Source organism: Alistipes muris (assembly GCF_943193205.1).
Classification (GTDB): domain Bacteria; phylum Bacteroidota; class Bacteroidia; order Bacteroidales; family Rikenellaceae; genus Alistipes; species Alistipes muris.
In genome coordinates this window covers 67,113-93,671 of record NZ_CALPDD010000001.1, presented here as the reverse complement: position 1 = coordinate 93,671, position 26,559 = coordinate 67,113, and the positions used below count along the sequence as shown (strand labels likewise).

At 56.2% G+C, this 26,559-nt stretch carries 25 protein-coding genes; 16 read left to right on the top strand and 9 right to left on the bottom strand.

Going from position 1 to position 26,559, the window contains the following annotated elements; genetic code table 11:
- On the top strand, positions 1-648 hold the full coding sequence (locus NFR47_RS00465; RefSeq protein WP_251213615.1) for an O-methyltransferase: 648 nt from the start codon (positions 1-3) through the stop codon (positions 646-648).
- A 1-nt stretch (position 649) separates the two neighbouring features.
- Positions 650-982: a nucleotide pyrophosphohydrolase gene (locus tag NFR47_RS00460; RefSeq protein WP_251213614.1), complete on the top strand. Its 333-nt coding sequence runs from the start codon at positions 650-652 to the stop codon at positions 980-982.
- Positions 983-1,064: 82 nt separating this feature from the next.
- Here NFR47_RS00460 and NFR47_RS00455 read toward each other — a convergent pair whose 3' ends face one another.
- The 3 genes from NFR47_RS00455 to NFR47_RS00445 form a co-directional block, all read right to left on the bottom strand.
- The gene (locus tag NFR47_RS00455; protein ID WP_251213613.1) at positions 1,065-2,846 is read right to left on the bottom strand and encodes a M56 family metallopeptidase; all 1,782 of its coding nucleotides are present in this window, start codon (positions 2,844-2,846) and stop codon (positions 1,065-1,067) included.
- A 1-nt stretch (position 2,847) separates the two neighbouring features.
- A complete protein-coding gene (locus tag NFR47_RS00450; RefSeq protein ID WP_251213612.1) occupies positions 2,848-3,237 on the bottom strand; it encodes a BlaI/MecI/CopY family transcriptional regulator in 390 nt (129 codons plus the stop codon).
- A gap of 272 nt (positions 3,238-3,509) precedes the next feature.
- Complete coding sequence (locus NFR47_RS00445) at positions 3,510-5,252, bottom strand: phospho-sugar mutase (RefSeq protein ID WP_251213611.1); 1,743 nt, start codon at positions 5,250-5,252, stop codon at positions 3,510-3,512.
- A 227-nt stretch (positions 5,253-5,479) separates the two neighbouring features.
- Here NFR47_RS00445 and dnaA point away from each other — a divergent pair, with 227 nt between their 5' ends.
- From dnaA to NFR47_RS00395, 10 genes are all read left to right on the top strand, one after another.
- Positions 5,480-6,889, top strand: coding sequence for a chromosomal replication initiator protein DnaA (gene dnaA / locus NFR47_RS00440; RefSeq protein ID WP_251213610.1), 1,410 nt, complete (start codon positions 5,480-5,482; stop codon positions 6,887-6,889).
- A 65-nt stretch (positions 6,890-6,954) separates the two neighbouring features.
- The gene (locus NFR47_RS00435; protein ID WP_251213609.1) at positions 6,955-7,848 is read left to right on the top strand and encodes a helix-turn-helix transcriptional regulator; all 894 of its coding nucleotides are present in this window, start codon (positions 6,955-6,957) and stop codon (positions 7,846-7,848) included.
- A 145-nt stretch (positions 7,849-7,993) separates the two neighbouring features.
- A complete protein-coding gene (locus NFR47_RS00430; RefSeq protein WP_251213608.1) occupies positions 7,994-8,206 on the top strand; it encodes a hypothetical protein in 213 nt (70 codons plus the stop codon).
- Between the two features lie 151 nt (positions 8,207-8,357).
- A complete protein-coding gene (gene bcp, locus NFR47_RS00425; protein WP_251213607.1) occupies positions 8,358-8,834 on the top strand; it encodes a thioredoxin-dependent thiol peroxidase in 477 nt (158 codons plus the stop codon).
- Positions 8,835-8,866: 32 nt separating this feature from the next.
- Positions 8,867-9,880, top strand: a complete 1,014-nt coding sequence (recA, locus tag NFR47_RS00420) for a recombinase RecA (RefSeq protein ID WP_251213606.1) — start codon at positions 8,867-8,869, stop codon at positions 9,878-9,880.
- Between the two features lie 3 nt (positions 9,881-9,883).
- The gene (locus NFR47_RS00415; protein ID WP_251213605.1) at positions 9,884-12,094 is read left to right on the top strand and encodes a RelA/SpoT family protein; all 2,211 of its coding nucleotides are present in this window, start codon (positions 9,884-9,886) and stop codon (positions 12,092-12,094) included.
- A 5-nt stretch (positions 12,095-12,099) separates the two neighbouring features.
- Positions 12,100-12,504 (top strand): hypothetical protein, encoded by a 405-nt coding sequence (locus NFR47_RS00410; RefSeq protein ID WP_251213604.1) that lies wholly within the window; start codon positions 12,100-12,102, stop codon positions 12,502-12,504.
- Complete coding sequence (locus NFR47_RS00405) at positions 12,504-12,773, top strand: hypothetical protein (RefSeq protein ID WP_251213603.1); 270 nt, start codon at positions 12,504-12,506, stop codon at positions 12,771-12,773. The genes NFR47_RS00410 and NFR47_RS00405 overlap by 1 nt, the downstream gene beginning before the upstream one ends.
- A gap of 164 nt (positions 12,774-12,937) precedes the next feature.
- On the top strand, positions 12,938-13,324 hold the full coding sequence (locus NFR47_RS00400; RefSeq protein ID WP_251213602.1) for an HIT family protein: 387 nt from the start codon (positions 12,938-12,940) through the stop codon (positions 13,322-13,324).
- A gap of 657 nt (positions 13,325-13,981) precedes the next feature.
- Positions 13,982-14,455, top strand: a complete 474-nt coding sequence (locus NFR47_RS00395; protein WP_251213601.1) for a helix-turn-helix domain-containing protein — start codon at positions 13,982-13,984, stop codon at positions 14,453-14,455.
- A gap of 1,635 nt (positions 14,456-16,090) precedes the next feature.
- Here the strand turns inward: NFR47_RS00395 and NFR47_RS00390 are convergent.
- On the bottom strand, positions 16,091-17,350 hold the full coding sequence (locus NFR47_RS00390; protein WP_251213600.1) for a fimbrillin family protein: 1,260 nt from the start codon (positions 17,348-17,350) through the stop codon (positions 16,091-16,093).
- Between the two features lie 287 nt (positions 17,351-17,637).
- Here NFR47_RS00390 and NFR47_RS00385 point away from each other — a divergent pair, with 287 nt between their 5' ends.
- The gene (locus NFR47_RS00385; protein ID WP_251213796.1) at positions 17,638-18,483 is read left to right on the top strand and encodes a metal ABC transporter solute-binding protein, Zn/Mn family; all 846 of its coding nucleotides are present in this window, start codon (positions 17,638-17,640) and stop codon (positions 18,481-18,483) included.
- Positions 18,480-19,250, top strand: a complete 771-nt coding sequence (locus NFR47_RS00380; protein WP_251213599.1) for a metal ABC transporter ATP-binding protein — start codon at positions 18,480-18,482, stop codon at positions 19,248-19,250. Before NFR47_RS00385 ends, NFR47_RS00380 begins: the two co-directional genes overlap by 4 nt.
- A 49-nt stretch (positions 19,251-19,299) precedes the next feature.
- Here the strand turns inward: NFR47_RS00380 and NFR47_RS00375 are convergent, their stop codons facing one another.
- The 3 genes from NFR47_RS00375 to argS form a co-directional block, all read right to left on the bottom strand.
- Positions 19,300-19,590, bottom strand: a complete 291-nt coding sequence (locus NFR47_RS00375; RefSeq protein WP_251213598.1) for a hypothetical protein — start codon at positions 19,588-19,590, stop codon at positions 19,300-19,302.
- A gap of 130 nt (positions 19,591-19,720) precedes the next feature.
- Entirely contained in the window at positions 19,721-20,755 is a 1,035-nt protein-coding gene (locus tag NFR47_RS00370; RefSeq protein ID WP_251213597.1) for a hypothetical protein, read from the bottom strand.
- Positions 20,756-20,879: 124 nt separating this feature from the next.
- Positions 20,880-22,661, bottom strand: coding sequence for an arginine--tRNA ligase (gene argS / locus NFR47_RS00365; protein WP_251213596.1), 1,782 nt, complete (start codon positions 22,659-22,661; stop codon positions 20,880-20,882).
- An 81-nt stretch (positions 22,662-22,742) separates the two neighbouring features.
- On the opposite strand from argS, the gene dusB reads away from it, so the two are divergent.
- Positions 22,743-23,765, top strand: a complete 1,023-nt coding sequence (gene dusB / locus NFR47_RS00360) for a tRNA dihydrouridine synthase DusB (RefSeq protein ID WP_251213795.1) — start codon at positions 22,743-22,745, stop codon at positions 23,763-23,765.
- 99 nt (positions 23,766-23,864) lie between these two features.
- Positions 23,865-25,298, top strand: a complete 1,434-nt coding sequence (locus NFR47_RS00355) for a S41 family peptidase (RefSeq protein ID WP_251213595.1) — start codon at positions 23,865-23,867, stop codon at positions 25,296-25,298.
- Between the two features lie 31 nt (positions 25,299-25,329).
- On the opposite strand, the gene NFR47_RS00350 is transcribed toward NFR47_RS00355, so the two are convergent.
- Together NFR47_RS00350 and NFR47_RS00345 are read right to left on the bottom strand one after the other, a co-directional pair.
- Positions 25,330-25,803 carry a methylglyoxal synthase gene (locus tag NFR47_RS00350; RefSeq protein ID WP_251213594.1) on the bottom strand — a complete coding sequence of 158 codons (474 nt, stop codon included), beginning with the start codon at positions 25,801-25,803 and terminating at the stop codon, positions 25,330-25,332.
- A 333-nt stretch (positions 25,804-26,136) separates the two neighbouring features.
- Complete coding sequence (locus tag NFR47_RS00345) at positions 26,137-26,544, bottom strand: DUF5606 family protein (RefSeq protein WP_251213593.1); 408 nt, start codon at positions 26,542-26,544, stop codon at positions 26,137-26,139.
- Positions 26,545-26,559: the final 15 nt, after the last annotated feature.

Sequence of the window (26,559 nt, the reverse complement as noted above, 5' to 3'; positions counted from 1 at the left end):
ATGGACGCGCTGGAACGCTACATACACGACCACACCGAACCCGAAGAAGAACTGCTGCGGGAACTGGACCGCGAAACGCACCAACGGATGATTGCGCCGCGGATGCTGTCGGGACACGTGCAGGGACGGCTCTTAGAGATGATTGTACGGATGGTCCGGCCGCAGCGCGTGCTGGAAATCGGCACTTTCACGGGCTACTCGGCGCTCTCGATGGCGGCGGGGCTGGAAGCGGATGCGCGGCTCGACACGGTGGAAGCGGACGATGAACTGGAAGAGATGGCCCAAAGCTATTTCGACCGCTCGCCCCACGGCGCGAAAATCCGCCTGCACATCGGCTCGGCGCTGGAGATAGCACCGACGCTGGGCGGACCGTTCGACCTGGCGTTCATCGACGGCGACAAACGCGAATACCCGGACTACTACCGGATGCTGATGGGCGACGGTGGCGGCAAAGCGCTGGTACACAGCGGCACGATACTGATAGCGGACAACATCCTGTGGTCGGGCAAAGTGGCCGAACCCGTGGCGCACAACGACCGCCACACGCAGGCGCTGGTGGAATTCAACCGCATGATAGTGGAAGACCCGCGGGTGGAAAACGTCATTGTCCCGATACGCGACGGACTGAACTTGATAAGGGTGAAATAATATGGAAATCAAGGAACTGCAAGAGAGGGTAGACGCATGGATCAAGGAATACGGGGTCCGCTACTTCTCGGAACTGACCAACATGGCGTGTCTGACCGAAGAAGTGGGGGAACTGGCTCGCGTAATGGCCCGCCGCTACGGCGACCAATCGTTCAAGGCGGGCGAAAACACCGACCCGGCCGACGAAATGGCCGACGTGCTGTGGGTGCTGGTGTGTCTGGCCAATCAGACGGGCGTGGACCTCACGGCCGCCCTGGAAGCCAACTTCGCCAAGAAAACCGCCCGCGACAAAGACCGCCACAAGGCGAACGGGAAACTGCGGACCGAAGATTGAGCGCCGCGTCCCCGGCGAAAGAAAGCCCCTGCACCGAAGTCGTTGCTCCGATGCAGGGGCTTGCATTTACGTCTCGTAACCGTCAATCGCGGTCGAGAACCGCTATCGGCAGAGCCTGCCAAACCAACTGCCGCTCGGCATCGGTCAATGCCGCGGCATGCTTGCCGAACCACTCCCGGGCCAACGCATCGCGCGCAGTCCCGAATCCGGCTGTCACGGCCTGCTGCACGGATACATATTTATCGTAGGGTGTATAGCGCGAATGAACCACCCACACGACGCCCCGGCTAACAGGATAATCGACGGTCCGGCCGTCGGGCAGCCCGAACGATTTCACTTTACGTTCGGCATGGCCGATTCGGCCCTCGACGAAATCGGAAATCCGGTCCGACAACTCCGCCAACGGAACGATTTCGGAAGAACCGGACAACTCGACCATCACCCGCCCCTTTTCATTGATCCATACCACCAAATCGTTTTGCTGATCGGGCACGGGCTCGATAACCCTGACCTTTCCGCTGCCGCCCGGGGCAGGCGCCAATATCCGCGATGCGGAACTTCCGCCGCAACGATAATGCAATTTCAGAAGCGGAACACGGCGCAAAACCTCTTGCACATCGGTCACGACCGCCATCGGCGCAGAGGAAGCGCCTGAAACTTCGGCATACACATCGGCCAACTCGGCGGCCGACAGCCCGGCACGGAATGTCTTGAGGTTCGTTTCGAGTTCAGCGAGCGTCACGGCATCACCGTTAAGCGAAACAGCGCCGTCCGCACCGATGAAAATCTGCGGATTCACCGCTTTCGCAGGCCCGGAATTTCGGTCCGCCGCCGCGAGTTTTTCCCGCTCGGCGGCAACGAAACCGAACAGCTGACTTTCGGTCACCTCACGGCCGTTGAATGTCATCGAACCGTCCGCCGCAATACGAACGACAGCAGGCATATCGTCCGCAATCGCGGTCTCGCGGGCCGTAAAACCGCACAGGCAAAGCAACCCGCCCACGAAAGGGAGAGCGGCGGCGAGCCGCCATCCAGCGAACCGCCCCCATTTGTTACGTGTCATCATAAGAAACCGTTTTTTAGTGAATGAATGGCTCAGCCCGCAGGTCATATCCGGATTACAACCGAAAAGCTGAGAGAACAGGGTCGTCCGATAATCCGTCAGATCGCAGCCGGCATCCAGCACATCACGGTCCGCTTCCCACTCCTGCACCTCGCGCAGCCGACGTGCGGCAACCCAAGCGAACGGATTGAACCACAGCACGCAAAGCATCGCTTCCATGGCGACGCGCTCGACCGAATGGCGGTGACACACGTGGCTCGTCTCGTGCCGCAGGACAATCGACCGACGGGACCCGTCGAACCCCTCGCCGAGATAAACCGTCCGCAGAAAGGAAAACGGAGTGCGGACGGCGGCATGCTCGGCCAGCACGAAATCGCGAAAACGCGTCAGCCGGGCCTGCCGACGCAAGCGTGCGATAGCCGCCAAGCGCATGGCAAACAACACGACGAGCACAAAAACCGCAACGGCATAGGCGACCAGTAACGCATCGGACAACATATCCGGCCAGCCTGGCGTCCGAATCGGTTCGGCAGCGGAAACGGTCGCAGCGGATTCAAAGAAGCCGGCAATCCCTTCCCACTGAGGTCCGGCCTGCCCGGCAACGGACGGGAACACAACCGGAGCGGCAGGGTAGACCGGAATATGCAACGCCGGAATCAAGGCCGAAACCGCCACGGCAGCAAGCAAATAAATCCGGCATGCCCGAAACGGGACGCGGCACTCGAACAGCCACCGATACAAACCGAGCAGCACGCCGCAGCACAGGCAAACTTCGAAAGCATATAATAAAGGTGTTTTCATCTTAACGGCGCTCCCGGAGCATTTTCAGAATTTCATCCGTTTCCTCGACCGTGATGGACTTGTGTTCGGAAAAAAACGAGACCAGCCTGCTCAACGACCCGCTGAAAAAATTATCGAGCACGGTATCCATATAACGGCTTGCATAAGTCTCTTTCGAGACGACTGGATAATATTCGTAGGTCTTGCCGTAGGCCTTGTGGCCGACGAACCCTTTCTTTTCGAGGATACGGACCACAGTCGAAACCGTGTTGTAGGCAGGCTTCGGTTCGGGCATCGCATCCAGCAGGCCGTTGACCATCGACGGCCCCTGGGCCCAGAACAGCTGCATGATTTCCAATTCGGCCCGCGTCAGCTCCTGCGGCCGGGATTTGGTATTTTCCGGGATTTTCATAACTATATTTTTAGTTGACACAATGCAAACATAAAACTAAAATATTAATTTTACAACTATTTTTATAGTTTATTTAACGGAAAAAGTATTTTTAGGCTCGGGAAACCATTCCGACGCCGTTTTGTGGAGGAGAGGGCAATGTCTGCGGTGCAATTTACAGCCGAATGGCAAGGCAACAGCATCCAGCAAGCACCCCAAAAACGGGATGACGACACCACACAAAGAAAAAGGCACTCCATCCGGAATGCCTTTTTCCTTTAGCTGCTGGAAAACTATTCCAACTTGAGGTCCTTTTTGATGCCCTCGATTTTAGCGTCGAGCTGCTCCAAGGTGGCATCGAAATCGGCGACGGAAGCCAAGGGAGCCTTGACGCCGAAGTAAAACTTGATTTTAGGCTCGGTACCGGAAGGACGGACGGAGACGATGGTACCGTCCTCGGTGAACCACTGGAGAACGTTGCTCTTGTCCTGCTCGATAGGGGTCTTGGCACCCGTGCGGACGTCGGTCTGCTCCAAAGAAAGGAAGTCATTGATTTTAACGACGGGCGAACCGAGAATCGTACGGGGCGGGGTAGCGCGGAAATCGACCATCATCTTCTGGATGAGCTCGGCACCCTCCTTACCCTTGCGAACGACCGAAACAAGCCCCTCGCGATAGAAACCGTACTTGACGTAGAGCTCCTGCAACCACTCGTAGAGCGTGAGGCCCATGGTATCCATGGCCCAGGCGGCAGCCTCGGCCGCGAGCGAACAAGCCGACACGGCGTCCTTGTCGCGCACGTAGTCGCCGGCCAGGTAGCCGAACGACTCCTCGCCGCCGCCGATATACTTGGCCTTGCCCTCGTTCTCGCGGATGATTTTGGCGATGTACTTGAACCCGGTGAGACAATCGTAGCACTTGACGCCGAAATGGTCGGCGACGGCGTTAGCCATGAGCGAAGTGACGATAGTCTTGACGACATACTGGTTGCCGTCGAGCTTGCCCAACTCGGCCCAACGGGTAAGCTGGTAACTCATCAACAACACCAAGGTCTGATTGCCGTTCAAGAGAACGTATTCACCCTTCTTGTTGCGCAGAGCGACGCCGATACGGTCGGAATCGGGGTCGGTGGCCAAGACGAGGTCGGCACCCTCGCGGGCGGCGAGGTCGATGGCCATCGACATGGTTTTGCGCTCCTCGGGGTTGGGCGACTCGACGGTGGGGAAGTTGCCGTCGATGACGGACTGCTCCTTGACCATGATGACGTTGGAGAACCCGAACTTCTTGAGAGAAGCGGGCACGAGACGCACGCCGGCGCCGTGCATGGGGGAGTAGACGATCTTCATGTCGTGGTGCTTGCGGACGGCCTCGGGCGAGAGGGACAACTCGTGCACCTTATTGAGATAGATCTCGTCGAACTTCTCGTCGAGGATGGTGATGTTGCCGGGATTCTTACCGGTGAGAATCATATCGACGTCGGTAATCTTGGCGACCTCGGCGATGATGTTCTTGTCGTGGGGCGCGGTGACCTGCGAACCGTCGGTCCAATAAGCCTTGTAACCGTTGTACTCCTTGGGATTGTGCGACGCGGTGACGACGACGCCCGAATGGCACTTCAACTCGCGGATGGCGAAACTCAACTCGGGCGTGGGACGCAAGGCGTCGAAGAGGAAGACATCGAAACCGTTGGACGCGAAGATGTCGGCGACGCGCTCGGCGAACATGCGCGAATTGTTGCGGCTGTCGTGGCCGATGGCGACGCGGATACGCTCGCCCGCGAAATTCTTCTTGAGATAATTGGCCAGGCCCTGCGTAGCGGCGCCGACGGTATAGACGTTCATGCGGTTGGAACCCACGCCCATGATGCCGCGCAGACCGCCCGTACCGAACTCGAGGTCCTTGTAGAAACTCTCGATGAGCTCCTTCATGTCGTTGTCCAACAAGTACTTGACCTGCTTCTTGGTCGCCTCGTCGTAATGCCCGTCGAGCCAAGCCTGCGCCTTGCTCCGCACCAATTGTTCTACATCGTTTGCCATAAGATTCATTAGTTTTATTTATAATTAAAAATCGAACCGTACCAAAAAATTTATATGCAAATATAACGAATAAAATTCGATTATTCAATATCAGCGAGTTAAAATTTCGGGGCCGGAAACCGTTGCGTTTCTATATATAAAAAAAGATTATTTGCAACCGATTTCGGAAGATTTTTCTGCGAATTTATTCACAACTTTGTCGCATCAAAAACAGTGCAACCCCCGTCATGCTCAACAACCCGCAGACATATAGCGACATGTGGCAGAACTGCCTGGACCGCATCAAGGCCCAGACTACGGCCGAAGAGTTCCGGAAATGGTTCCAGCCCATCGTACCGCTCGAATTCGACGGCACGACCCTGCGCCTGCGGGTACCCAACGAGAGCTACGTGCATCAGATCGAAAAGAACTACATCCCGTTTCTGAAGCCCATCATCTCGCAGCTCTACGGTCAGCAAACGCGGCTGCACTATGCCGTACCGCGTGCGACGGCGCCTGTGAGCGTAGCGGCCGACGCCGACACGACGAACATCGCGCGCTTCAACACGCAGACCAACACGGCAAATATAAAAAATCCTTTTGTAATTCCGGGTCTCAAGAAGATCATCATCGACCCGCAGCTCAACCCGGGTCTGACGTTCGGCTCCTTCATCGAGGGCGAATGCAACCGGCTGGCGCGCTCGGCGGGCATGTCGGTGGCGGTCAATCCGGGCAACACGCCGTTCAACCCCCTATATATATATGGTGATTCGGGGCTGGGCAAAACCCACGTGGCCCAAGCCATCGGCCACGAAGTACGGCAGCGGCACCCCGAACTGCAAGTGCTCTACGTGTCGATGAACAAGTTCCAGGCGCAGTTCCAGACGGCCTACAAAAACGGCGAAATCCCCGACTTCATCCATTTCTACCAGATGATCGACGTGCTGATTATCGACGACATCCAGGAACTGACGGGCAAGACGGGCACGCAGAACGCGTTCTTCAACATCTTCAACCACCTGCAACTGGCCGGAAAGCAGCTCGTGCTGACCTCGGACAAACCGCCCGTGGAGCTGAAGGACATCGAACAGCGCCTGCTGACCCGCTTCAAATGGGGGCTGTCGGCGCAGATCGCCACGCCGGACTACGAAACGAAACTGAAGATCATTCACGCCAAGGCCCGGCACCTCGGTGCGGAGATTTCGGACGAAGTGGCGGCCTACCTGGCGGACAACATTTCGGCCAACGTCCGCGAAATCGAAGGCGCGCTGTCGTCGCTGGTGGCCAACGCCTCGTTCCTCGGCCGCAAGATTACGACCACGCTGGCCAAGGAAATACTGAAGGTCTATGTGAAACTCTATCAGAAAGAGATTACCATCGACCATATCATCGACGTGGTGTGCAAGCACCAGAACCTCGACTTCGCCCGGTTCAACTCCTCGGAGCGCACCCGCGAAATCGCACAGGCCCGGCAGATTGCCATGTACTTGGCCAAACAGCACACCAAGGCGCCGCTGACGACCATCGGCTCGGCCATCGGCGGCCGCAACCACGCCACGGTACTCCATTCGTGCAAGGCGGTGGCGAACCTGATGGAAACCGACAAGAATTTCCGTCTCCAAGTCGAGGAAATCGAAAAGAAAGTATTGGCGCACTAACGGCCAGGAGGAAAATCCATAAAGCCGCGACAAATTATGCCGCGGCTTTTTCGTACCTTAGCGTCATGGACCAACCCAAACTCGAACGCCTGCTGCGGCTGATGAAACTGCTGACGGCCAACACGACCTACAACGTCGACCAACTGGCCGAGAGGCTCTCGATGTCGCGCCGCACGGTCTACCGCTACATCGACACCTTCCGCGAAGCGGGGTTCGTAATCAAGAAGACGGGCGACTGCATCCGTCTGGACAAGGAATCGCCCCATTTCCGCGACATCTCGCAACTGGTCCACTTCACCGAAGAAGAAGCCGTCATACTGAAAAACGCCATCGAAAATATCGACGACACGAACCTGCTGAAACAGAATCTGAAACGCAAGCTCTACTCGGTCTACAACAACAAGACGCTGGCCGACACGGTGGTACGCGGCAAGAACGCCCCGAACATCCGCAACCTGATAGAAGCCATCGAAGAACGGCGGCAGGCGACCCTGCACGGCTACCAATCGGCCCACGGCGGCGAAGTACGCGACCGCAGGGTAGAACCGTTCGCTTTCACGACGAACTACGTACAGGTGTGGTGCTACGACCCGGAAGACGGCGCGAACAAACTGTTCAAGACCTCGCGCATAGGCTCGGTGACGCTGGGCGACGAATGGCAGCACACCGCAGCCCACCGCGAGGGCTTCATCGACGCATTCCGCCTGCATGGCGAACGCCGCTGCCGCGTACAACTCGAACTGGGCATGCTGGCCTACAACCTGCTGTGCGAGGAATATCCGCTGGCCGAACGCGACGTCCGGCCGCTGGGGGAGGGCCGCTGGCTGCTGGACACCGAAGTGGCAGGCATGGCAGGCGTCGGCCGCTTTGTAGTGGGGCTGCTCGACGACATCCGGATTGTCGAGGGGCCGGAACTGACGAACTACCTGCATCGGTATCTTAGCACCAACATGCTCTGAAACAACACCTTTCAACGTATTCGGCCAGTCAGTCGCTTCGTAGACGGGCCGATTTTCATATTTATTTTCCACTTTTCAAATAAGTGTCACAACCTGACACAAAACTGCCGTTCCTTTGTATCGTGAAACCAAAACACGAAGAACGATGGGAACAGCCTACAAAATCAGATGCCGCCACTGCGGCGCGCGATTCGACCACTACCTGCAACCGGGCTACGGCCTGCTGGCGCCCTGCGTAGGATGCGGAGAATACGTGGAAACCGAAACAGCAATCCGCTGCCCGGCCTGCCACAAGAAACTGAACGCCACGCAGGAAGAATTCCACGAACAAGTCGAAGTGACCTACGAATGGGACTGAGGCACGAAAAAATGGCCCATAGGGCGGCGGACGAAACGAAATTTTTCCTATCTTTGACTTTGTCAAAGGTACTCCCGCCGCAGCAATGCACGAACGAATTCGGCATTGCGTCCGGCCTGTCCGTATCTTTACAAAAAAAGTATTCTATAAGATGACCAGACTGCAACCGGGACAAACGGCGCCCGACTTCCGCTCGACGACCCAGGACGGGGAACCGCTGACGCTGGCGGACCTGCGCGGCCAACGCGTGATCCTCTACTTCTACCCGAAAGACAACACGTCGGGCTGCACGCTCGAAGCGCAGAGCCTGCGCGACGGCAAGGAAGAACTGGCGCGGCAGGGATTTCGCATCGTAGGGGTGAGCCCCGACAGCGAAAAGTCGCACCAGAACTTCTGCGCGAAACACGGACTGAACTTCACGCTGCTGGCCGACACCGACCACTCGGCAGCCGAAGCCTACGGCGTATGGGCCGAGAAGTCGATGTACGGGCGCAAGTACATGGGCATCCTGCGCACGACGTTCGTCATCGACGCGGAAGGCCGCATCGAAAAGATATTCGACAAGGTAGACACGAAGAACCACTACGAACAAATCTTGGAGTGGCACCTACAGCAAAACAAGAAATAACCACAAGCAAATAATTAAAAACCAAAACCATAATGGCAGAGAAAGTACAAGCGAATGCGGACAAGCTGAAGGTCTTGAACGCAGTGATGGAAAAGATAGAGAAGGACTTCGGCAAGGGGTCGATCATGCGGATGAACAGCACGGAAGTGAACGACATCCCGGTCATCCCGACGGGCTCGATCACGCTGGACATAGCCCTGGGCGTGGGCGGATACCCCAAAGGCCGCGTCATCGAAATCTACGGTCCCGAATCGTCGGGCAAGACGACGCTGGCGATTCATGCGATTGCCGAAGCGCAAAAGGCGGGCGGCATAGCGGCGTTCATCGACGCGGAACACGCATTCGACAGCTTCTATGCCCAGAAACTGGGCGTCGATGTGGACAACCTGCTGATTTCGCAGCCGGACAACGGCGAACAAGCGCTCGAAATCGCCGATTCGCTGATTCGCTCGAGCGCCATCGACATCATTGTCATCGACTCGGTAGCGGCGCTGACGCCGAAAGCCGAAATCGAAGGCGAAATGGGCGACTCGAAGATGGGTCTGCAAGCCCGCCTGATGTCGCAGGCCCTGCGCAAACTGACGTCGAGCATCGCCAAGACCAAGACGGTCTGCATCTTCATCAACCAGCTGCGCGACAAAATCGGCATCGTCTACGGCAATCCGGAGACGACGACGGGCGGCAACGCACTGAAATTCTATGCGAGCGTCCGCATCGACATCCGCCGCATGTCGGTCATCAAGGACGGCGAAGAACAACTGGGCACGCGCACCAAGGTGAAGATTGTGAAGAACAAGGTGGCACCCCCGTTCAAACGGGCGGAATTCGACATCATGTTCGGCGAGGGAATCTCGAAAATCGGCGAAATCATCGACCTGGGCGTCGACTACGGCGTAATCAAGAAAGCGGGCTCGTGGTTCTCCTACGGCGACAAGAAGATAGGCCAGGGCCGCGATGCGGTCAAGGAACTGCTGCGAAACGACGAAGCGCTGGCGGCAGAAATCGAAGAAAAGGTCCGCGACGCGACGAAGAACGCAAAGGAATAAAGTATGGGATACACTGCCGAGGATGAAGCCCTGATCAAGGAAAAATGGGACGCCCTGCTCTTCTCCTGCACGAAAATCTGCAAGAACGACGAAGACTGGGATTTCATCAAACGAGCCTTTTTCCTTGCCAAGGAAGCACACGAGGGGGTACGGCGCCGCAGCGGCGAACCGTATCTCCTGCATCCTATTGCAGTGGCCCGGATTGTGGCGGACGAAATAGGCCTGGGCGTCAAATCGGTGGTGGCAGCCTTGCTGCACGACGTGGTGGAAGACACGGAATACACCGTGGAAGACATGGAACGCATCTTCGGGCCGAAAATCGCCTCGATGGTCGACGGACTGACGAAGATGTCGGGCGTATTCAACGCCGACACCTCGGAACAGGCGGAATACTTCCGCAAAGTGCTGCTGACCCTCTCGGACGACGTCCGTGTAATCTTGATAAAAATCGCAGACCGCCTGCACAACATGCGCACGCTGGGCTCGATGCCGATGAACAAGCAAATCAAGATTACGGGAGAGACGATTTACCTGTTTGCGCCGCTGGCCTACCGGCTGGGGCTCTACTCCATCAAGAGCGAACTGGAAGACCTCTGCATGAAATACCGGTTTCCGCAGCAATACGCCGAAATCACACAGAAACTCCAGGAGAGCGAAGCCTCGCGCAAGGAATTCATCGACAAATTCAACGCCCCGATTATCGAAGCGCTCGACCGCGACCACTTCAACTACGAAATATCGGGCCGGCTGAAGAGCGTCTACTCCATCTGGAGCAAGATGCAGCGCAAACAAATCCCGTTCGAGGAAATCTACGACCTGTTCGCCATCCGGGTCGTATTCAAACCGCTGCCGTTCCCGTCGGAAAAGACCCAGTGCTGGCAAATCTACTCGACCATCACGGACATCTACACCCCCAAGCCCGACCGCCTGCGCGACTGGATTTCGATGCCCAAGGCCAACGGCTACGAAGCGCTCCACTCGACGGTCATGGGACCCGACGGGGTATGGGTCGAAGTACAGATCCGCACCCAACGCATGGAAGACATCGCCGAACGCGGATTCGCGGCCCACTGGAAATACAAACACGCGACGATTTCGCAGGACGAAGACGAATTCGACAAGTGGCTGAAACAAATCCGGACGGCGCTGAACAGCCCGACGGAAAGCGCGGTCGACTTCCTGGACAACTTCAAGTTATCGCTATATACATCTGAAATCGCAGTATTTACACCGAAAGGAGAATCGCGGAAAATGCCATACGGAGCGACCGCGCTGGACTTCGCCTACGACATCCACTCCAAGATAGGGAACAGCGCCATCAGCGCCAAAATCAACCACAAGCTCGAACCCATCACCACGCAGATAAACAACGGCGACCAGATAGAAATCATCACGGCCGACAATGCACGCCCCAAAGCCGAATGGCTGGAAGCGGTGACGACGGGCAAAGCCAAACAAGCCATCAAGAGCTTTCTGAAACGCGAACGGCAGAACAACATCGAACGAGGGATGCAGCTGCTCGGCGAGAAGATGAAAGCGCTGAATATCAACCTCAGCGGCCGGGTACTGCAAAAGATAGTCCCCATCTACCGCTGCAACAACAAGGAAGAACTTTACAGCAAAATCGGCGCGGGAATCATCTCGCTCGACGACCTGGAAAAAGTACTCAAGATAAACTCCAAAAGCAAGAAACTCAAGTTCTGGACCCTGTTCATCCCGTCGAAAACCGAAGACGAGGGGGACGAAACCGACCCGAACGAACCCAATCCGGAACCGGCGGCGCCGGAACCGCAGTTCAAGATAGCGGAGTGCTGCAAACCGATTCCGGGCGACAAGGTGGTAGGGTACCGCGACCCGGCGACGGGCGACATCATCGTACACAAAGCCACGTGCGACGAACTGAACCGCCTGGCATCGCAATACGGCAAGAACATCGTCAAGGAAGAAATCAAGTGGTCGCAGCACAAGGCCGATTCCTACCTGGTGACGACGCAGCTGCGCGGCATCGACCGCATGGGGCTGCTGCTCGACCTGGCCAACGTGGTGAGCAACGATTTCAACATCAACATCCGCGAAGTGAACATCCACAGCCACGACGGGATTTTCGAGGGCGACATCAGCCTGTATGTCAGGGACGCCGAAAGTCTCTCCGCCGTAATGGACAAACTTCGGAAAATCAAAGGAATAGAGAGCGTAAAACGAACGATAAACTGACCCCGATGGAGGATTTCGGCTTTCTGAAATGGATCGCAGTCATTGCCGTGATAGCCTACAACGGCGTCCGACAAGTCCGCAAAAACACCCAAAAAGGCGAAAAACGCCGCCAGACGGCGCCGGGCGAAGCATGGCCGGCACAGAGGCAGGCCTTTCCGCCGCAACCCGAGCCTTTCGGAGAAACAGCCAAAGTTCAGCCGCAACGCCTTGCCGAAGCGCCCTCGCCCGGAAAATACGCGGATTTCATAGCGAAAAAGGCCCAGAAAGAAAGCCGGGAACGCAAGGCAAGTTCAGCCCCGGAAACCCCGAAACAAGCCGAAATACAGCCCGAAAATGCCCGTAACACAGATTTCGACCTGCGGCAGGCTGTAATCATGTCCGAAATTCTCAAGCCCAAATTCGACGAATAATGGCCCGGACACCCCGCAAACCAACGCCCGAAGAACTCCGGTGGCGGCGCTCCGCCCATGACCCGGAAAAAGCGAAGCGCAATTTACGGCGGCAATACGGTCTGCTGGGGCTGTGGAGCGCCCTGACGCTCGGCTGGATAATCTCGGTCGCAACGAAATACCTGTCGTTCAGCTGGGTAAACGTCATCATACTGATTTTCGGGTACCTGAATCTTGCACTCGGAATCCTCCGCAACAGACGGATAACCGCAAGCAAGAAGCAGTTCTAAAAGAGTTCTTGAGCCCATTATCTTGTTTTTTAAGGGGAGGGGCTTATTCGGCCGCGGCTTGCCGGATTATTCCCAGCCTGGCAACCACAACATATTCGGTTCTAAATAGGCCAGAAAACCCCTTTGCCGCAAAAATGCAGAATCACATCAAACCAATCAAAAATATGGCATCCATCTTTTCACGAATCATCGCAGGGGAAATTCCCTCGTACAAAGTCGCCGAAGACGACAGCTACTACGCATTTCTTGACATCAATCCGCTGACGAAAGGGCACACGCTGGTAGTCCCCAAGCAAGAGGTAGACTACATTTTCGACCTCGACGACCGCACGCTTTCGGGCATGATGCTTTTTGCCAAACGGGTAGCGGCACAAATCCAGCGTGAAATAGCGTGCAAAAAGGTAGCAATCGTGGTTTTAGGGCTGGAAGTACCCCATGCGCACATCCATCTGATTCCCATCCAAAGCGAAAACGACGTCGATTTCCACCGCGAAAAGCTCCATTTGACGCCGGAAGAGTTCCAAGAAATAGCCGCCAAAATCGCCGGATAAAGGGCTGTTTACAAATTTATATTACGCTGTAATACAGAGTTTAGGGTGGAAAATTCCACCCTACACTTTTTATTTATTTAACATAATATAAAGGTGATTAGAAAACGGCAGAAAAAACAATGTCCGATAGGCGACAATACCGAAAAATTGCTGAAAAATTCACCGAATAGGGGATGTTGATTACATTTGTAAATAATAAAATTCTCTTGACTTTCCATTTGTAATTACATTTGTAAACAAATCATATCGCGGCACGGTGTTTATAGTTACAAATATCAAATATCCACAAAGTGGCCATAAAGCCCGTTTTAAGGCGCACAGGAAGCAAATTAAATCATTAAACAACGAAATATATAAATACTGAATACCAGTATTTTACAAAAATCATCTAAATAACATTCTATCATATTAAGTGGGTAACACTGGTATAATGGGCTCAATCATAGTATACGCATGTATTACTCAATATTTGCATTGAAAACCAAATTTATATGCGATTTATCTAATATGAAATCCGTCTGAATAAGCATGATTAAAGTTAACGATAACTCGCTATTTACAATTGTAAACATTGCTCCACGTTATTAACATTTTGCAAATGTAAATTTTATTTGTTTTACAAAAGAAAACTATTTATATTTGTAAAAAATTACGCCGATGAGGGAAAAATTGCTCGATTTGATGAAAAGCGAAGGTTTGAAGTCAAGCCAGCTTGCCGACATGCTCGGAATCAATCCGGCGGGAATCTCCCATATTTTGGCCGGACGCAACAAACCCGGATTCGATTTGCTCCAGAAAATACTCCGACGCTTCCCCCGAATCAGTCCGGACTGGCTGCTGCTCGACAGCGGCCCGATGTACCGCGACGCGGAAGAATCGGCCCCGGCATCTTACGAAAAACCGGAGACCTCGCAGGCAACCGCGGATCGTCCGGCCCAACTCGGCGGACTATTCGCTCCGGACCGGACAACCGGTTCGACCGCCAGTCCGAAGACAATAGCAACTCCCGAAAATCCGCAGCCACCGAAACCCGAAATTCCGAAACCCGGAAACCGGACAGCCGAAGTAAGGCGTATTGTCATCTTTTACGAAGACGGTGCTTTTGAATCGTACTTCCCGACAATGCGCTGAATTATTCCACACGAGGAAATAGGCCGGAATAATCCATTCTCCGGCACTTAAAAAAATCAATCCGAACTCTGCCGAATTAAATTCGGTAAGTTCGGATTTGCTTTTATTGCGAGCACCTCGAAATCGTGGCGGTGACAAAAGGCTGTCTTACAGGATATTTCGAGCTGTTCCCCATTTCGGAAACGCTGTCTTTGCCTAAAGGGCGAGCCGCTCATCGGTTGCGCCGGATAAATCTCCATTCTGTATAATGCAAAAACGGTTAGGTGCCGAAATTCCACATAATAATATAAGGTATATCGAATCTGACGCGGGGCAAAGATTCGCCGGATGGCAGAGACATGACCCGGTGTTTGCTCTATGCCGTACCGTAGATTGTCTCGGTGTAGTAGAGAGGTCGTGATTGAAAATCCGCCCTGCACGCCCTGAATGAGGAACGAAAAGTCGAAATCGCCGATGCGAAACATGTTGGTCATGCCGTAGGTGAACGACGGTGTTGTCCGATGTCTTTGGAACATGCTTTTTTATAACTCGAATCGTTAAGGAACGTGTTTTGTAAAGAAACACGAGATTGTTCGGGTTACTACAACAAAAGGCTTTGGAATTCTGTTCGCACTTGGACGAACGTTTTTATTCCGGTGCATTTTAATCAAGCTGCCCAATCAAACTGACTGCACTGACTGCTCCCCTAACCACTTATTGAATGGAATAATATTGTTATTATGTTAAATTATTGGGGGGGGGAGGCTGAACACCATAAAAAACACGGGGTATTGGGATATTAACGGGTTCTGTTTCACCCATGATAATATTCGCTTGTCGCACAGCAACGGGATATGCCCTTGCTGGTGGCGGCACCACACCGAAAAATCGCCCGCAGCCGCTGCGTTATATTCAGTATCAAAAAGATGCTTTGGGTAACGGGATATACTCTTGCGCAAAATATTCAATTCCAACCGAACGGCCTGCAACGATATAGCCGATGATGCTACAATCCAGATACAAAAAAGAACTGCGCTAACAAAAGAAAGACGCAGAACAAAAAAACATTCCTAACGCCCGTGGATAACCTGTATCGGAAAGGCTGTCTCAAAATAATATTCCGAATAACCGAACAGACCAACTGCAAATCTATCGCGCTGTAATACAGAATATAATAACGCAGAGATTTTTCACTTCGTTCAGAATGACATATTGAAAAAAAGCCGGGCAAAAAACGCTCATCGGCTGTCGAAGCGAAAGCTGTATTTCAACGTGGGCTTTTATGGCATTCAACCTACGCTTTTTGTTGGTCCCCTACTCCCGAACACAGGCTGATGACAAATTCCGGAGAAAACGAGAACAATCACCAAAAACGACATGTAAACTCACCCGGCGGGAAGACTATGAAATTTACAACGGCAACCGTGACGAACGCCGCAATGATTGGTTTACTACCCGCAAGCCGAACCGGGCTGGACGTCGCTGTGCGGCAAAGTGCATGAAGAACTGGCGCTGGCCAAGAAACGGCCCATATCTACTCGCGCCGCTGGACATAAGACGAACCCGAATTTACGCCCAACAACCTACTCGAAAAAAATAAGTATTCTGGCGCAGAACGAATCTGGGCGGCAAAATTAGCGTCCGGATTATAATAATCTATTCGTCTTTCACGCACCGGAGCGAGACGCCGTACTGCACGGGAACGGAAACGAACGAATGGGCCCCCTCGGCGGAAATCTTGAGACAAGCCATTTTAGTATTCTGCGCGGAGAGCGAAGCACTCATCAAATAACTGGCGGAACCGTACTTAGAAGTGGTATGAATCCAACAACCCGACAAAACGAAAAATCCGGGGTCGCAACCGCTATCGACCAACGCTTCCAACTCCTCGCGCACGGGAATATGCCAACCGGGAGGACAGACACCCCGCACAGATGCGGCCTGCCCGTCGAACGTCTCGCCGCCAAACGCGGTCGTCCAATCGTAGAGCAACCCTTTTGCCGCCACGCCCGAAGCACCCTCCTCGGGATACCAGATTCCGGCCTTCCATGCCGCCGAAGCGGGCTTGTAACGCAGATTCTCAGCCATCCAAAGCCGTCCGCCGACAAGGGCCGTGGCATACGTTTCGCCCTCGTAAACCAATACGCCGGGGTCTTCCTCGTGGCCCGGGTCATCCTTTCCGGAACCGATGGACCCGCCGTCGATCCAATCGCGAATCTCGCCGCTCAACTGCATTTTCAACCCGCTCCCGGTCACCTCGACCGTCAGGTCATAGCAATGCCCGCTCTCCAATGCCACGGCGTCGATGGTTTTGCGGTGGACAACCCCGTCGGAGGTAATCACCGAAACCGTCAAATCGGCCTGCTGGGGAACCAGCACCGCCCGGTAAGAAAGTCCTGGCTGCACCTCGCAAGCCTTCACTTCGGAAGCAGCCGCATCGGCCATGACCGAGACTTCGAGCGCTTCCAAATCGACCGCAGCGGCCGTCGCGAAACCCTCCAACACAACCTCCAGCACCGAACCTGCCGTGCGGTTGTCGACCAGTACCGTCAGCTGGGCCATCAGGTGCTGGAAAACCATGCTCACGGGTGCCGCGCCCGGCACAACGCCGGTCCTCACCGCACCCAACAAATCCGACGCTTCGCAACCGTCGCGCTGGTCGGCAGCGACCGAAAATTGGGCAGGCACCCCGCCCTCGGAATAAGGATAATAAGCTACCAGCGTCGAAGGCTCCGTCTGCTCGGCATACCACTCCAGACCGCCCGCGAACACCGTTCCGTCGTAGGTCATCGGCCGGTTCCGGACGCCGGGCTCCGACGCCCGGACGATGGAAAGACCGATGCGGTCGCCCGGCTCGAAAGCCAGCGCAGTGACCCGCGCCCGCACCGTCGGAGCGATAGTGACATAGCAACTCATCGGTCCGGATTCGGAACATCCGGCTGCACAAAACAACGCGAGCATATACCCCGCTACTTTCATCTTCGGCTTCATAGACAAATTCGATTTACGACCTTTTGACACAAAATTAAGACTTTTTATGTCATTTTAATACCCGAATCCCGAGAAAAAACAGCGCCGATTCGAGATTTTATGGCCCGTTTCCGTCGCACGGTTTCTGCAAAAAAGAGTATCTTTGTAATTTATACGGAACCTGCGGGGAGCACTCCCCCGCTTTTATGGACAAACAGATGAAAAACAGACGAATAAGAACGGTGATACTGTCTCTGCTATGGCTTGCGGCATCGTGCGCGGCACAGCAAAAACCGGACGAAGCAACGCTGTACGTCTCCATTCCGCCGCTGAAAGAAGTGGTCGGCGGAATTGTCGGCGACGACTTCCGGACGGAGGTGCTGGTACCGCCCGGAGCAAGCCCGGAGACCTACGAACCGACACCCCGCCAATTCATCGGACTGAACCGCGCACAACTGATTTTCAATGTGGGACTGCTCGATTTCGAGACGGCGCTGCTCCGGAAAATCGACGACCGGCAAAAAATCGTGAATCTGAGCCGCGGAATCGAACCGATAGCCGGGAGCTGCGCGCACGGAGACCATGGCGGGCATCACGCGCACGGCGTAGACCCGCATGTATGGACCTCGCCCCGTGCGCTGCAACGGATGGCGGCAAATGCCTACGAAGCGATTCACGCACGCTATCCGGATTCGGCGAAATACACGAAGAACTACGAATCGCTGCAACGGCGGTTGCAAGAACTCGACGAACGAACGGCGGAGCGAATCGAACGGAGCGGAACGGAATACTTCATCATCTACCACCCCGCCCTCACCTACTACGCCCGCGACTACGGTCTGCGGCAGGAAGCCATCGAAACCGACGGCAAGGAACCCTCGGCCCGGCATCTGAGCGGAATCATCCGCGAAGCCCGCGCCAAAGGGATACGCAAGATATTGTACCAAAGCCAGTTCCCGGCCTCGGCGGTGGAGACCGTGGCCCGCGACATCGGCGCGGAAGCCGTGCGGATCGACCCGCTGCGGGAGGACGTGACGGCCAACATCGACGAGATAACCGAACAACTGACTTCCCGATGAATCTGGTAGAACTGCACGACGTAGGGGTTGCCTACGACGGCTACGAAGCGCTCCGCCATGCGGACCTGGAAATTGCGTCCGACGACTTTCTGGGCGTCATCGGACCGAACGGCGGCGGCAAGACGACCCTTGTGAAAGCGATTCTGGGAACGGTGGCCCACACGGGCCGAATCGACTATGCCCCCGAACTCTACCGGGGCAAGGAACGGCTGATCGGCTACATGCCCCAACAAAGCGACTTCGACCGGGCGTTCCCCATTTCGGTGGAAGAAGTAGTGCTGTCGGGGCTGCAAGGACGACGCGGATTCGGCAAACGCTACACGGGCGAAGACCGCAAAAAAGCATCGGAACTGCTTGAAAAAGCGGGAATTGCCGAAGCGGCCCGCCACCCTATCGGCGAAGTATCGGGCGGTCAGATGCAACGGGCGCTGCTATGCCGGGCGGTCATTGCGGAACCGCGCCTGCTGATACTCGACGAACCGGCCAACTTCGTGGACAACAGATTCGAGAACGAACTCTACAACCTGCTGCGCGAACTGAACGAACGGATGGCCATTGTCATGGTTTCGCACGACGTCGGCACGATAACGAGCGTAGTGAAAGAAATAGTCTGCGTCAACCGCCAGGTCCACCGCCACCGCTCGAACCGGCTGACGGAAGAACAACTGCGCAACTACGACTGCCCGATACAGGTAGTATCGCACGGCCACATCCCCCACACGGTGCTGGAACACCACCCGGGCGACTGCTGCTGCGAACATGAATGAAAAATCCCCGCCTTAAGGGCGGGGATTTTCGATTGGAAAAAGGAACGGCCTACTTCTGCTCGCCGTTGATTTTGCTCAACTTCTCGAAAAGCCCGTTGAACGCGGCGATCATCTCGGCACGCAGAGCGGCGTAGTGCTTGCGGACGAGCGACCTGTTGTGCGGCTCGGCGGGATTCATAGCCTTGGCGAACAACGCGTTGCGCACGCCGACAGCCTCCTGCATGACGGCGAAAATCTCCTGCTCCTTGGAGGGCTGGAAACACATAGCCATATCGCAGTCGAAAACGACCTCTTCGAGACGGTAGTCGATCTCCTTTTTCAGATTTCGTAAATTAGCCATAACGGAAATTTTAGATTTTGCTGAGACAAAGGTAGTAAAACTTTCGGATTATGCAATACGGCCGTCCCCGCCGACGAACAAGCGGGGCCCGGAAGAACCGGACCCCGCCTGCGATAACGGAGGGAGAACCCTATTTCCCCAACTCACGGGCGATTTTGCGGGAAGCTTTTTCGGCCTTCTTGGCAGCCTTGGCCTCCTTTTTAGCGATTTTCTTGGCGGCCCGGGCCTCCTCGTCGGCGATACGCTCGGCCTCGCGCGAATTGTAGGCAGCGGCCTCACGACCGTTGCGGACGTCGCGGCGGGCAGCCTTACGCACACCCTGTGCGCTGTTGCGGTAAATCCCGGCATCGGGATCGGGCATCTCGACGATGATACCGTTGGCGACCTCGTCGATCTCCCAGCAACGGCACGGCTGTGCGGGCGGGCACGGCTCAGCCACGGGCTGAGGAACGGGCGCGGGAGCAGGCTTGGGCTTGCAGATACGGGTCCGCTGCTCGACAAGGCTGCCCTCGTCGTAATAAATAGTCATGGCGACGCGGCGAATGGGCGGCAAGATATGCTTGACCATGTAATCCCATGCAGCGGACATCCGCTTGAGAGCGGCCTCCTTGGCCTCGGGCGACTGCGTACCGTCGATCACGCGCAACACGGCCTGCTTCTCGGGCATGGCCGACTTCTCGACGAGGGTACGGCACATCTCCCAATCCTCGGCGACGGAAGAAGTCTTGACGTTGAACTTCTTGGAAAAACCGTACTTCGTATCGACGTAATTACGGAAATCGCGGGCGCGGCTGCGGGCAAGCCGCTCGTTGAGCGCCACGGGACCGTCGGGCGAAGCGTAACCGGTGATGACGACCGAATTGACCCTGACGAGCGAATCCCTCATCATCCCGGAGACGAACGAATTGAGCTCGTTGAGCTGACGCGAATTGCCGTCGAGGGCGGCATCGAGCGTCGCCAGGTTGATCAGGTAACGCACGGAATAATCGGAATCGGCCTTGCGCTCGACAAGGGCCTGCCGCACGATATAATCGCCGTCGGCTCTCTCCGACAGCATCACCGTATCGGCCGCAGAAGCCGACACGGCCCTCCGCGACTGAGCCGAAGCTCCGGCAACGGCGCACAACGCGAAGGAAAGGGCGAATGTGGTAAAGGTTGTTTTCACGCTGATATAGTGTTAATCATTGCTGCCTACCCCGCTCGCAAGATTCGTACCACTATTCGCACCGCCCTGCAAACAAAAAAACGGACCGGATTCCCCGGCCCGAATAAAAACGCTGGCTGCAAAACTACATCCGCTCGGGGACGTCGATGCCGAGCAGGCGCATGCCGGAACGGATGACGCGGGCGACCTGCGCGGCCAACTGCAACCGCATGCACCGCACGGCGGCGTTCTCCTCCTTGAGAATGGAATGGTCGTGGTAATAGCCGTTGAACTGCTTGGCGAGCTCGTAGACGTAAGCCCCGATAATCGAGGGGGCGAAGTTATCGCCTGCGGCCTTGACCGCAGCGGGATAGTCGGTGAGCATCTTGACCAACCCGATTTCCTCAGGCAGGAACTCTGCCTGCGCAGGCTGCCGGAAGTCGATACCGGCTTCGGCGGCCTTGCGGAGCACCGAACGGATACGCGCGTGCGTATATTGGATGAAAGGCCCCGTATTGCCGTTGAAGTCGATGGATTCGCGCGGGTCGAAAAGCATGGTCTTCTTGGGGTCGACCTTGAGGATGAAATACTTCAAGGCCCCGAGCCCGACCATCGTCGAAACGGCATCGGCTTCCTCGTCGGAACAGCCGTCGAGCTTGCCCAACTCGGCAGACATTTCGCGGGCCGTGGCCACCATGTCGGCAATCAGGTCGTCGGCGTCGACGACCGTGCCCTCGCGCGACTTCATCTTGCCCTCGGGCAACTCGACCATGCCGTAGGAAAGGTGGGTGATGTGGTCGCTCCAATCGGCATAACCCAACTTTTTGAGCACGAGCTTGAGCACCTGGAAGTGGTAGTTCTGCTCGTTGCCGACGACGTAGATCATGTCGTCGAGCTTGTTGTCCTCGAAACGGCGGAACGCGGTGCCGAGGTCCTGCGTCATATATACGGAGGTGCCGTCGCCACGCAGCAGCAATTTCTCGTCGAGCCCGTCGGCCGTGAGGTCGATCCACACCGAATTGTCGTCGCGACGGTAGAAGACGCCTTTCTTGAGTCCCTCCTCGACGAGCGACTTGCCCAACAGATAAGTCTGCGACTCGTAGTAGACCTTGTCGAAATCGACGCCCAGCGCCTTGTAAGTGACGTCGAAACCCTCGTAGACCCAACCGTTCATGGTCTCCCACAACGAATAGACTTCGGGGTCCTTGGCCTCCCACTTGCGCAGCATCTCCTGCGCTTCGAGCATGACAGGCGCCTGCTTCTTGGCCTCGTCTTCGGACAAACCCTGCGCCATAAGCTCCTTGATCTGGGCCTTGTAGTGCTTGTCGAACTCGACGTAATATTTACCCACGAGGTGGTCGCCCTTCATGCCCGACGACGCGGGCGTCTCGCCGTTGCCGTAGAGCTTCCAAGCCAGCATCGACTTGCAGATATGGATGCCGCGGTCGTTGACCAGATTGGCCTTGATGACCTTATGACCGTTGGCGGCGAGAATCTGCGCGACGGAATATCCCAGGAGGTTATTGCGGATATGACCCAGGTGGAGCGGCTTGTTGGTATTGGGCGACGAATATTCGATCATGACCGTGCGGCCCGTAGGTGCGGCCTCGCCGAAGCGCTCGTCGGCGGCGACCTCGGCGAAACGCGCCGCCCAGAACGAACCGCCGAACGAAAGGTTCAGAAAACCCTTGATGACGTTGAACGCCTCGATTTCGGGGACGTTAGCCGTGAGCCACTCGCCTATCTCGGCAGCCGTGGCTTCGGGCGACTTGCGGCTTCGTCGCAGCAAGGGAAACACGACGAGGGTATAGTCGCCCTCGAACTCCCTGCGGGTCTTCTGAATCTGCAGCGGCTCGCCCTCCGACGGCCCGTAGAGCGCTTCCGCCGCCCGGCGGACCGCCTCCGAAAGAAAGGTCTCGATATTCATGGATGGATGGAATTTCGACTGCAAATTTAACGTTTTATTGCCAAATAACAACTACCTTTGCAACCGAATCCGCCCACCGACATGAAGATAGCCGACATAGACCTCGGAGACCGCCCGCTGCTGCTGGCCCCGATGGAAGACGTGACCGACCCCTCGTTCCGCTACATGTGCAAGCGGTTCGGGGCCGACATGGTCTACACGGAATTCATCTCGTCGGACGGACTGATCCGCGATGCGGCCAAGTCGCTGAAGAAACTGGAAATCGACGAGGGCGAACGCCCCGTAGGCATTCAGATCTACGGTCATCTGATCGAACCGATGGTCGAAGCGGCCCGGATGGCCGAAGCGGCGAATCCGGATGTGATAGACATCAATTTCGGCTGCCCGGTGAAGAAAATCGCGGGCCGCGGCGCAGGTTCGGGGATGATGCGCGACGTGCCGACGATGGTCGAAATGACGCGCCGCATTGTGCAGGCGGTGCGCAAACCCGTGACCGTGAAGACCCGGCTGGGCTGGGACGACGAACACAAGAACATCGAAGAAATCGCCCTGCGGCTGCAGGACGTGGGAATTGCGGCACTAACGATTCATGGCCGCACGCGGGCACAGATGTACCGCGGCGAAGCGGACTGGACGCTTATCGGCAAGGTGAAGAACAACCCGCAGATACGCATCCCGATTATCGGCAACGGCGATGTGGATTCGGGCCCTCGGGCGGCGGAGATGTTCGACCGCTACGGAGTGGACGGCGTGATGATAGGCCGCGCGACCTACGGACGCCCGTGGATATTCCGCGAAGCGAAACACTACCTTGCGACGGGCGAAGTACTGCCGCAGCCGACGGTGACGGAACGGGTGGCCATCGCCAAGGAACATCTGCGCAAATCGCTCGAAATCAAAGGCGACCACGTAGGAATCCTGGAAATGCGGCGCCATCTGACCAACTATTTCAAAGGGCTGCCCAACTTCAAGGAGACGCGGCTGAAACTGGTGACCTCGCTCGACATCGACGAACTCTTCGCCACGCTCGACCTTATTGCCGAACGCTGGGGCGACTTCGACGCCAGCACCGCCGTACCTGCCCCGCTGTCGCACAACCTCTGACACGAAAAATTCCGAACGATTGCCGCAAACAAATCGGGTGCCGTCTGCAATAAATCCGGGAAAAGCGCGTTAACAAGACGAACAGAATCCCGGAACATCATGAAAATCATCCTCCTTTCGCTGCTGCTTGCGGCAAGCACCCTCAGCGCCCGGGCCGAAGAACCCGATGCACCCAAAGGACGCAATGTCCGCATCCCCGGCCGCTGCTTCGCCATGCTGGACTACAAACTCCCCCGCACGCGCGTCGGTTTGGAAAGAAACCTCCACCGAGTGCCGCGCCACCCGGGGCTCGATTCGTTGCTCTCCCCCGCCGAAAAAGCCGAGGTGCTGGCCGAGATAAACGCCCGCTGCGATGCGCTGGGCAAGGATTCGCTGCTGACCTCCGACCTGTTCTGGGTCATGCGCCCCTATTTCGACCGACTGCACCACGAAGACCCGCACTACCGGATTACTCCGGTACCGTACGGCGACACCGAAGTCTACACGAAAAAGAGCGACCAACGCAGGCTGAGCCGCGAACTGCGGATGCCGGCTTTCTCGCTGCTGCAAATCAACGACACGCTTATCGTCGACCGCTCGCTCGACCCGCAGTTCCGGCGCGGCGACCGCGTAGCAACCATCAACGGAGTGGCGGCGTCCGACTATCTGAAATACGGCTACGGCGACCGCCACACGATACCGACCGCGCTGATGAACCGCTGCTATTACAGCCAGGCCGTCGAGCGGTTCCGCATCGGCCTGGAACGCGACGGCCAACAGCTGACGGTGGAGACGGCGGGACAACCGGCCCGGCAAGCCATCTTCGCACTGAACAAGGCCGAGGAAACCGACGCCAACATACGCACCTATGCCGACGCCGGAGCGGGCTACATAGCCATCCCTGCGTTTTTCCCCAACAACAGCCGCCTGATCCGCATCATACGCAAGGCAATCACGGATTTCAAGAAACAAGGGCTGCGAAACGTGATTCTCGACCTGCGGCGCAATCCGGGCGGCAACGGCCACGCATTCGACGAACTGCTCTCGATATTCATCGACAAACCGGTGGTCGACTACTGCACGGGGCAGCGGGTCAAGGTATCGAAAGAAGCGATGCGATATTATGATTTTCTGACCGAAGAACAAAGCGGCCAAGTGGTGGAACTGCCCGAAACGGAATATGTCCGCTCGTTCGAGACGAATCCGAAGATGTACGTCGGCGGCATGAACTGCTACGTGCTGGTGAGCCGCGACACGGGCTCGATAGCCGCATCGTTCGTCAACATGCTGCAATACCACGGTGCGGCGCAGCTGGTCGGCGAACCGCTGCTGCACAACGCACTGAAATACGGCGAAGTGCTGGAGGGGCGGACGCTGCATCCGTCGCAACTGGCCGAGAGCTGCGTTTCGATGGTCGAAATAGACGAATGCACACGCCGCGACGACGGCTACATAGTGCCCGACATCGCGATACCTTACGTAGCGGCGGAATACCTGACAGGCCGCGACGCCGTGCTGGAAAAGCTGCTGGAAACAATAAAAGGAGCCTGCTGACAGGCTCCTTTATCATGAAAGGCGCGGGCGTCTATTTCAACACGCGCTCGACGTAATCGCGGTAATCCTTGACCACGGGCTCGTAAGTCTCGTCCTTGAAAAGGGGCGACGAAATCAGAAAATCGGCCGTAGCGCGGTTGATGGCCGTCGGCACGTTGTAGAGCGAAGCGAGACGCAGCAAAGCCTTGACGTCGACGTCGTGGGGCTGTGCGGCCATCGGGTCGCAGAAGAAAATCAAGGCGCTGACCTTGCCCGAGACGATGAGCGACCCCAGTTGCTGGTCGCCGCCCAGCGGACCCGACTTGAGAAGGGTAATATCGAGGTCGTCGACGTTGCAGCTGCCGTCGGTGCGCGCAGTCAGCGTTTTCTCGACCATTTTGCCCGTCGTACCGGTACACACCAGCGGATGGGTCGCAAGCACATTGCAGTTCCAGTCGACCCATTCGGCCAGGTCGCGCTTCATGTTGTCGTGCGCCACGAGGGCCACCATTTTCTTTTTGTTCATAATTCTGCGTCTGTGGAAACCGCGTATCGGTTTCCGAATTCAACTTATAATATAATGTTCGAGGGACAAAGATAGTGCAAGCCGAAAGCAGTACCAAATTTATTTGAGGACTGCTGAGGCGCCGCCTATCTAAACCGGAGCGCAGCTTCGGTAAAGTGCGGGCCGAAAGCAAAAACAAACTTGTTTGATTTTTGCCGAGGCACCGCTGACATCAGACAAAGATAGTGCAAAAATCGCTATTTATTAAAAATATTTACAAAATAATCCGTCGCGTCCGCAGAACAAAAAAGTCCCGGCCAAAACCGGGACTGCAACCGAATGGGCACGGCAGGGCTACTCCTGCGGCTCCTCGGGGAGCTTGAACTCGGTGAAGCCTGCGGCCACGAGCGTATTGTACCACGCGAAGCACTTCTTGATGTCGGAAACGTGCACACGCTCGCGGTCGTACTCGGGCAGCGCCTCGGCGAAAGCGGCCTTCAGCTTCTCGGGCGTCTCCTTGGGGCTGACGGCCTGCTTGCCGCCCGTATGAGCGTAGATTCGGGTGAAGACCTCGGCCAGCGGAATGTCGTCGCCCTCGGTGTAAACCGAAATCTCGGTCAGCGAGCTGACCCTCGACGATGCGGGCGCGTTGAACCGCCGTCCGTCGGCCAACGATTCGACGATAATCCCGCGCGCCGACTGCGCTACATACTTGTACAAACCGGGCTGGCCCGAAATAGCCAGAATTTCTCGTAATTCCATAGTGAATATACCTTG

What these genes read in the sequence shown, in the direction of transcription:
- NFR47_RS00450 (WP_251213612.1), bottom strand. Translation starts at nt 3,237, where the DNA reads ATGAAAATCCCGGAAAATACCAAATCCCGGCCGCAGGAGCTGACGCGG.
- dusB (WP_251213795.1), top strand. Translation starts at nt 22,743, where the DNA reads ATGAAGATAGCCGACATAGACCTCGGAGACCGCCCGCTGCTGCTGGCC.
- NFR47_RS00380 (WP_251213599.1), top strand. Translation starts at nt 18,480, where the DNA reads ATGAATCTGGTAGAACTGCACGACGTAGGGGTTGCCTACGACGGCTAC.
- NFR47_RS00375 (WP_251213598.1), bottom strand. Translation starts at nt 19,590, where the DNA reads ATGGCTAATTTACGAAATCTGAAAAAGGAGATCGACTACCGTCTCGAA.
- NFR47_RS00430 (WP_251213608.1), top strand. Translation starts at nt 7,994, where the DNA reads ATGGGAACAGCCTACAAAATCAGATGCCGCCACTGCGGCGCGCGATTC.
- NFR47_RS00465 (WP_251213615.1), top strand. Translation starts at nt 1, where the DNA reads ATGGACGCGCTGGAACGCTACATACACGACCACACCGAACCCGAAGAA.
- NFR47_RS00355 (WP_251213595.1), top strand. Translation starts at nt 23,865, where the DNA reads ATGAAAATCATCCTCCTTTCGCTGCTGCTTGCGGCAAGCACCCTCAGC.
- recA (WP_251213606.1), top strand. Translation starts at nt 8,867, where the DNA reads ATGGCAGAGAAAGTACAAGCGAATGCGGACAAGCTGAAGGTCTTGAAC.
- NFR47_RS00415 (WP_251213605.1), top strand. Translation starts at nt 9,884, where the DNA reads ATGGGATACACTGCCGAGGATGAAGCCCTGATCAAGGAAAAATGGGAC.
- NFR47_RS00460 (WP_251213614.1), top strand. Translation starts at nt 650, where the DNA reads ATGGAAATCAAGGAACTGCAAGAGAGGGTAGACGCATGGATCAAGGAA.
- argS (WP_251213596.1), bottom strand. Translation starts at nt 22,661, where the DNA reads ATGAATATCGAGACCTTTCTTTCGGAGGCGGTCCGCCGGGCGGCGGAA.
- NFR47_RS00405 (WP_251213603.1), top strand. Translation starts at nt 12,504, where the DNA reads ATGGCCCGGACACCCCGCAAACCAACGCCCGAAGAACTCCGGTGGCGG.
- NFR47_RS00410 (WP_251213604.1), top strand. Translation starts at nt 12,100, where the DNA reads ATGGAGGATTTCGGCTTTCTGAAATGGATCGCAGTCATTGCCGTGATA.
- NFR47_RS00400 (WP_251213602.1), top strand. Translation starts at nt 12,938, where the DNA reads ATGGCATCCATCTTTTCACGAATCATCGCAGGGGAAATTCCCTCGTAC.
- NFR47_RS00350 (WP_251213594.1), bottom strand. Translation starts at nt 25,803, where the DNA reads ATGAACAAAAAGAAAATGGTGGCCCTCGTGGCGCACGACAACATGAAG.
- bcp (WP_251213607.1), top strand. Translation starts at nt 8,358, where the DNA reads ATGACCAGACTGCAACCGGGACAAACGGCGCCCGACTTCCGCTCGACG.
- NFR47_RS00435 (WP_251213609.1), top strand. Translation starts at nt 6,955, where the DNA reads ATGGACCAACCCAAACTCGAACGCCTGCTGCGGCTGATGAAACTGCTG.
- NFR47_RS00390 (WP_251213600.1), bottom strand. Translation starts at nt 17,350, where the DNA reads ATGAGTTGCTATGTCACTATCGCTCCGACGGTGCGGGCGCGGGTCACT.
- NFR47_RS00395 (WP_251213601.1), top strand. Translation starts at nt 13,982, where the DNA reads ATGAGGGAAAAATTGCTCGATTTGATGAAAAGCGAAGGTTTGAAGTCA.
- NFR47_RS00345 (WP_251213593.1), bottom strand. Translation starts at nt 26,544, where the DNA reads ATGGAATTACGAGAAATTCTGGCTATTTCGGGCCAGCCCGGTTTGTAC.
- NFR47_RS00455 (WP_251213613.1), bottom strand. Translation starts at nt 2,846, where the DNA reads ATGAAAACACCTTTATTATATGCTTTCGAAGTTTGCCTGTGCTGCGGC.
- NFR47_RS00445 (WP_251213611.1), bottom strand. Translation starts at nt 5,252, where the DNA reads ATGGCAAACGATGTAGAACAATTGGTGCGGAGCAAGGCGCAGGCTTGG.
- dnaA (WP_251213610.1), top strand. Translation starts at nt 5,480, where the DNA reads ATGCTCAACAACCCGCAGACATATAGCGACATGTGGCAGAACTGCCTG.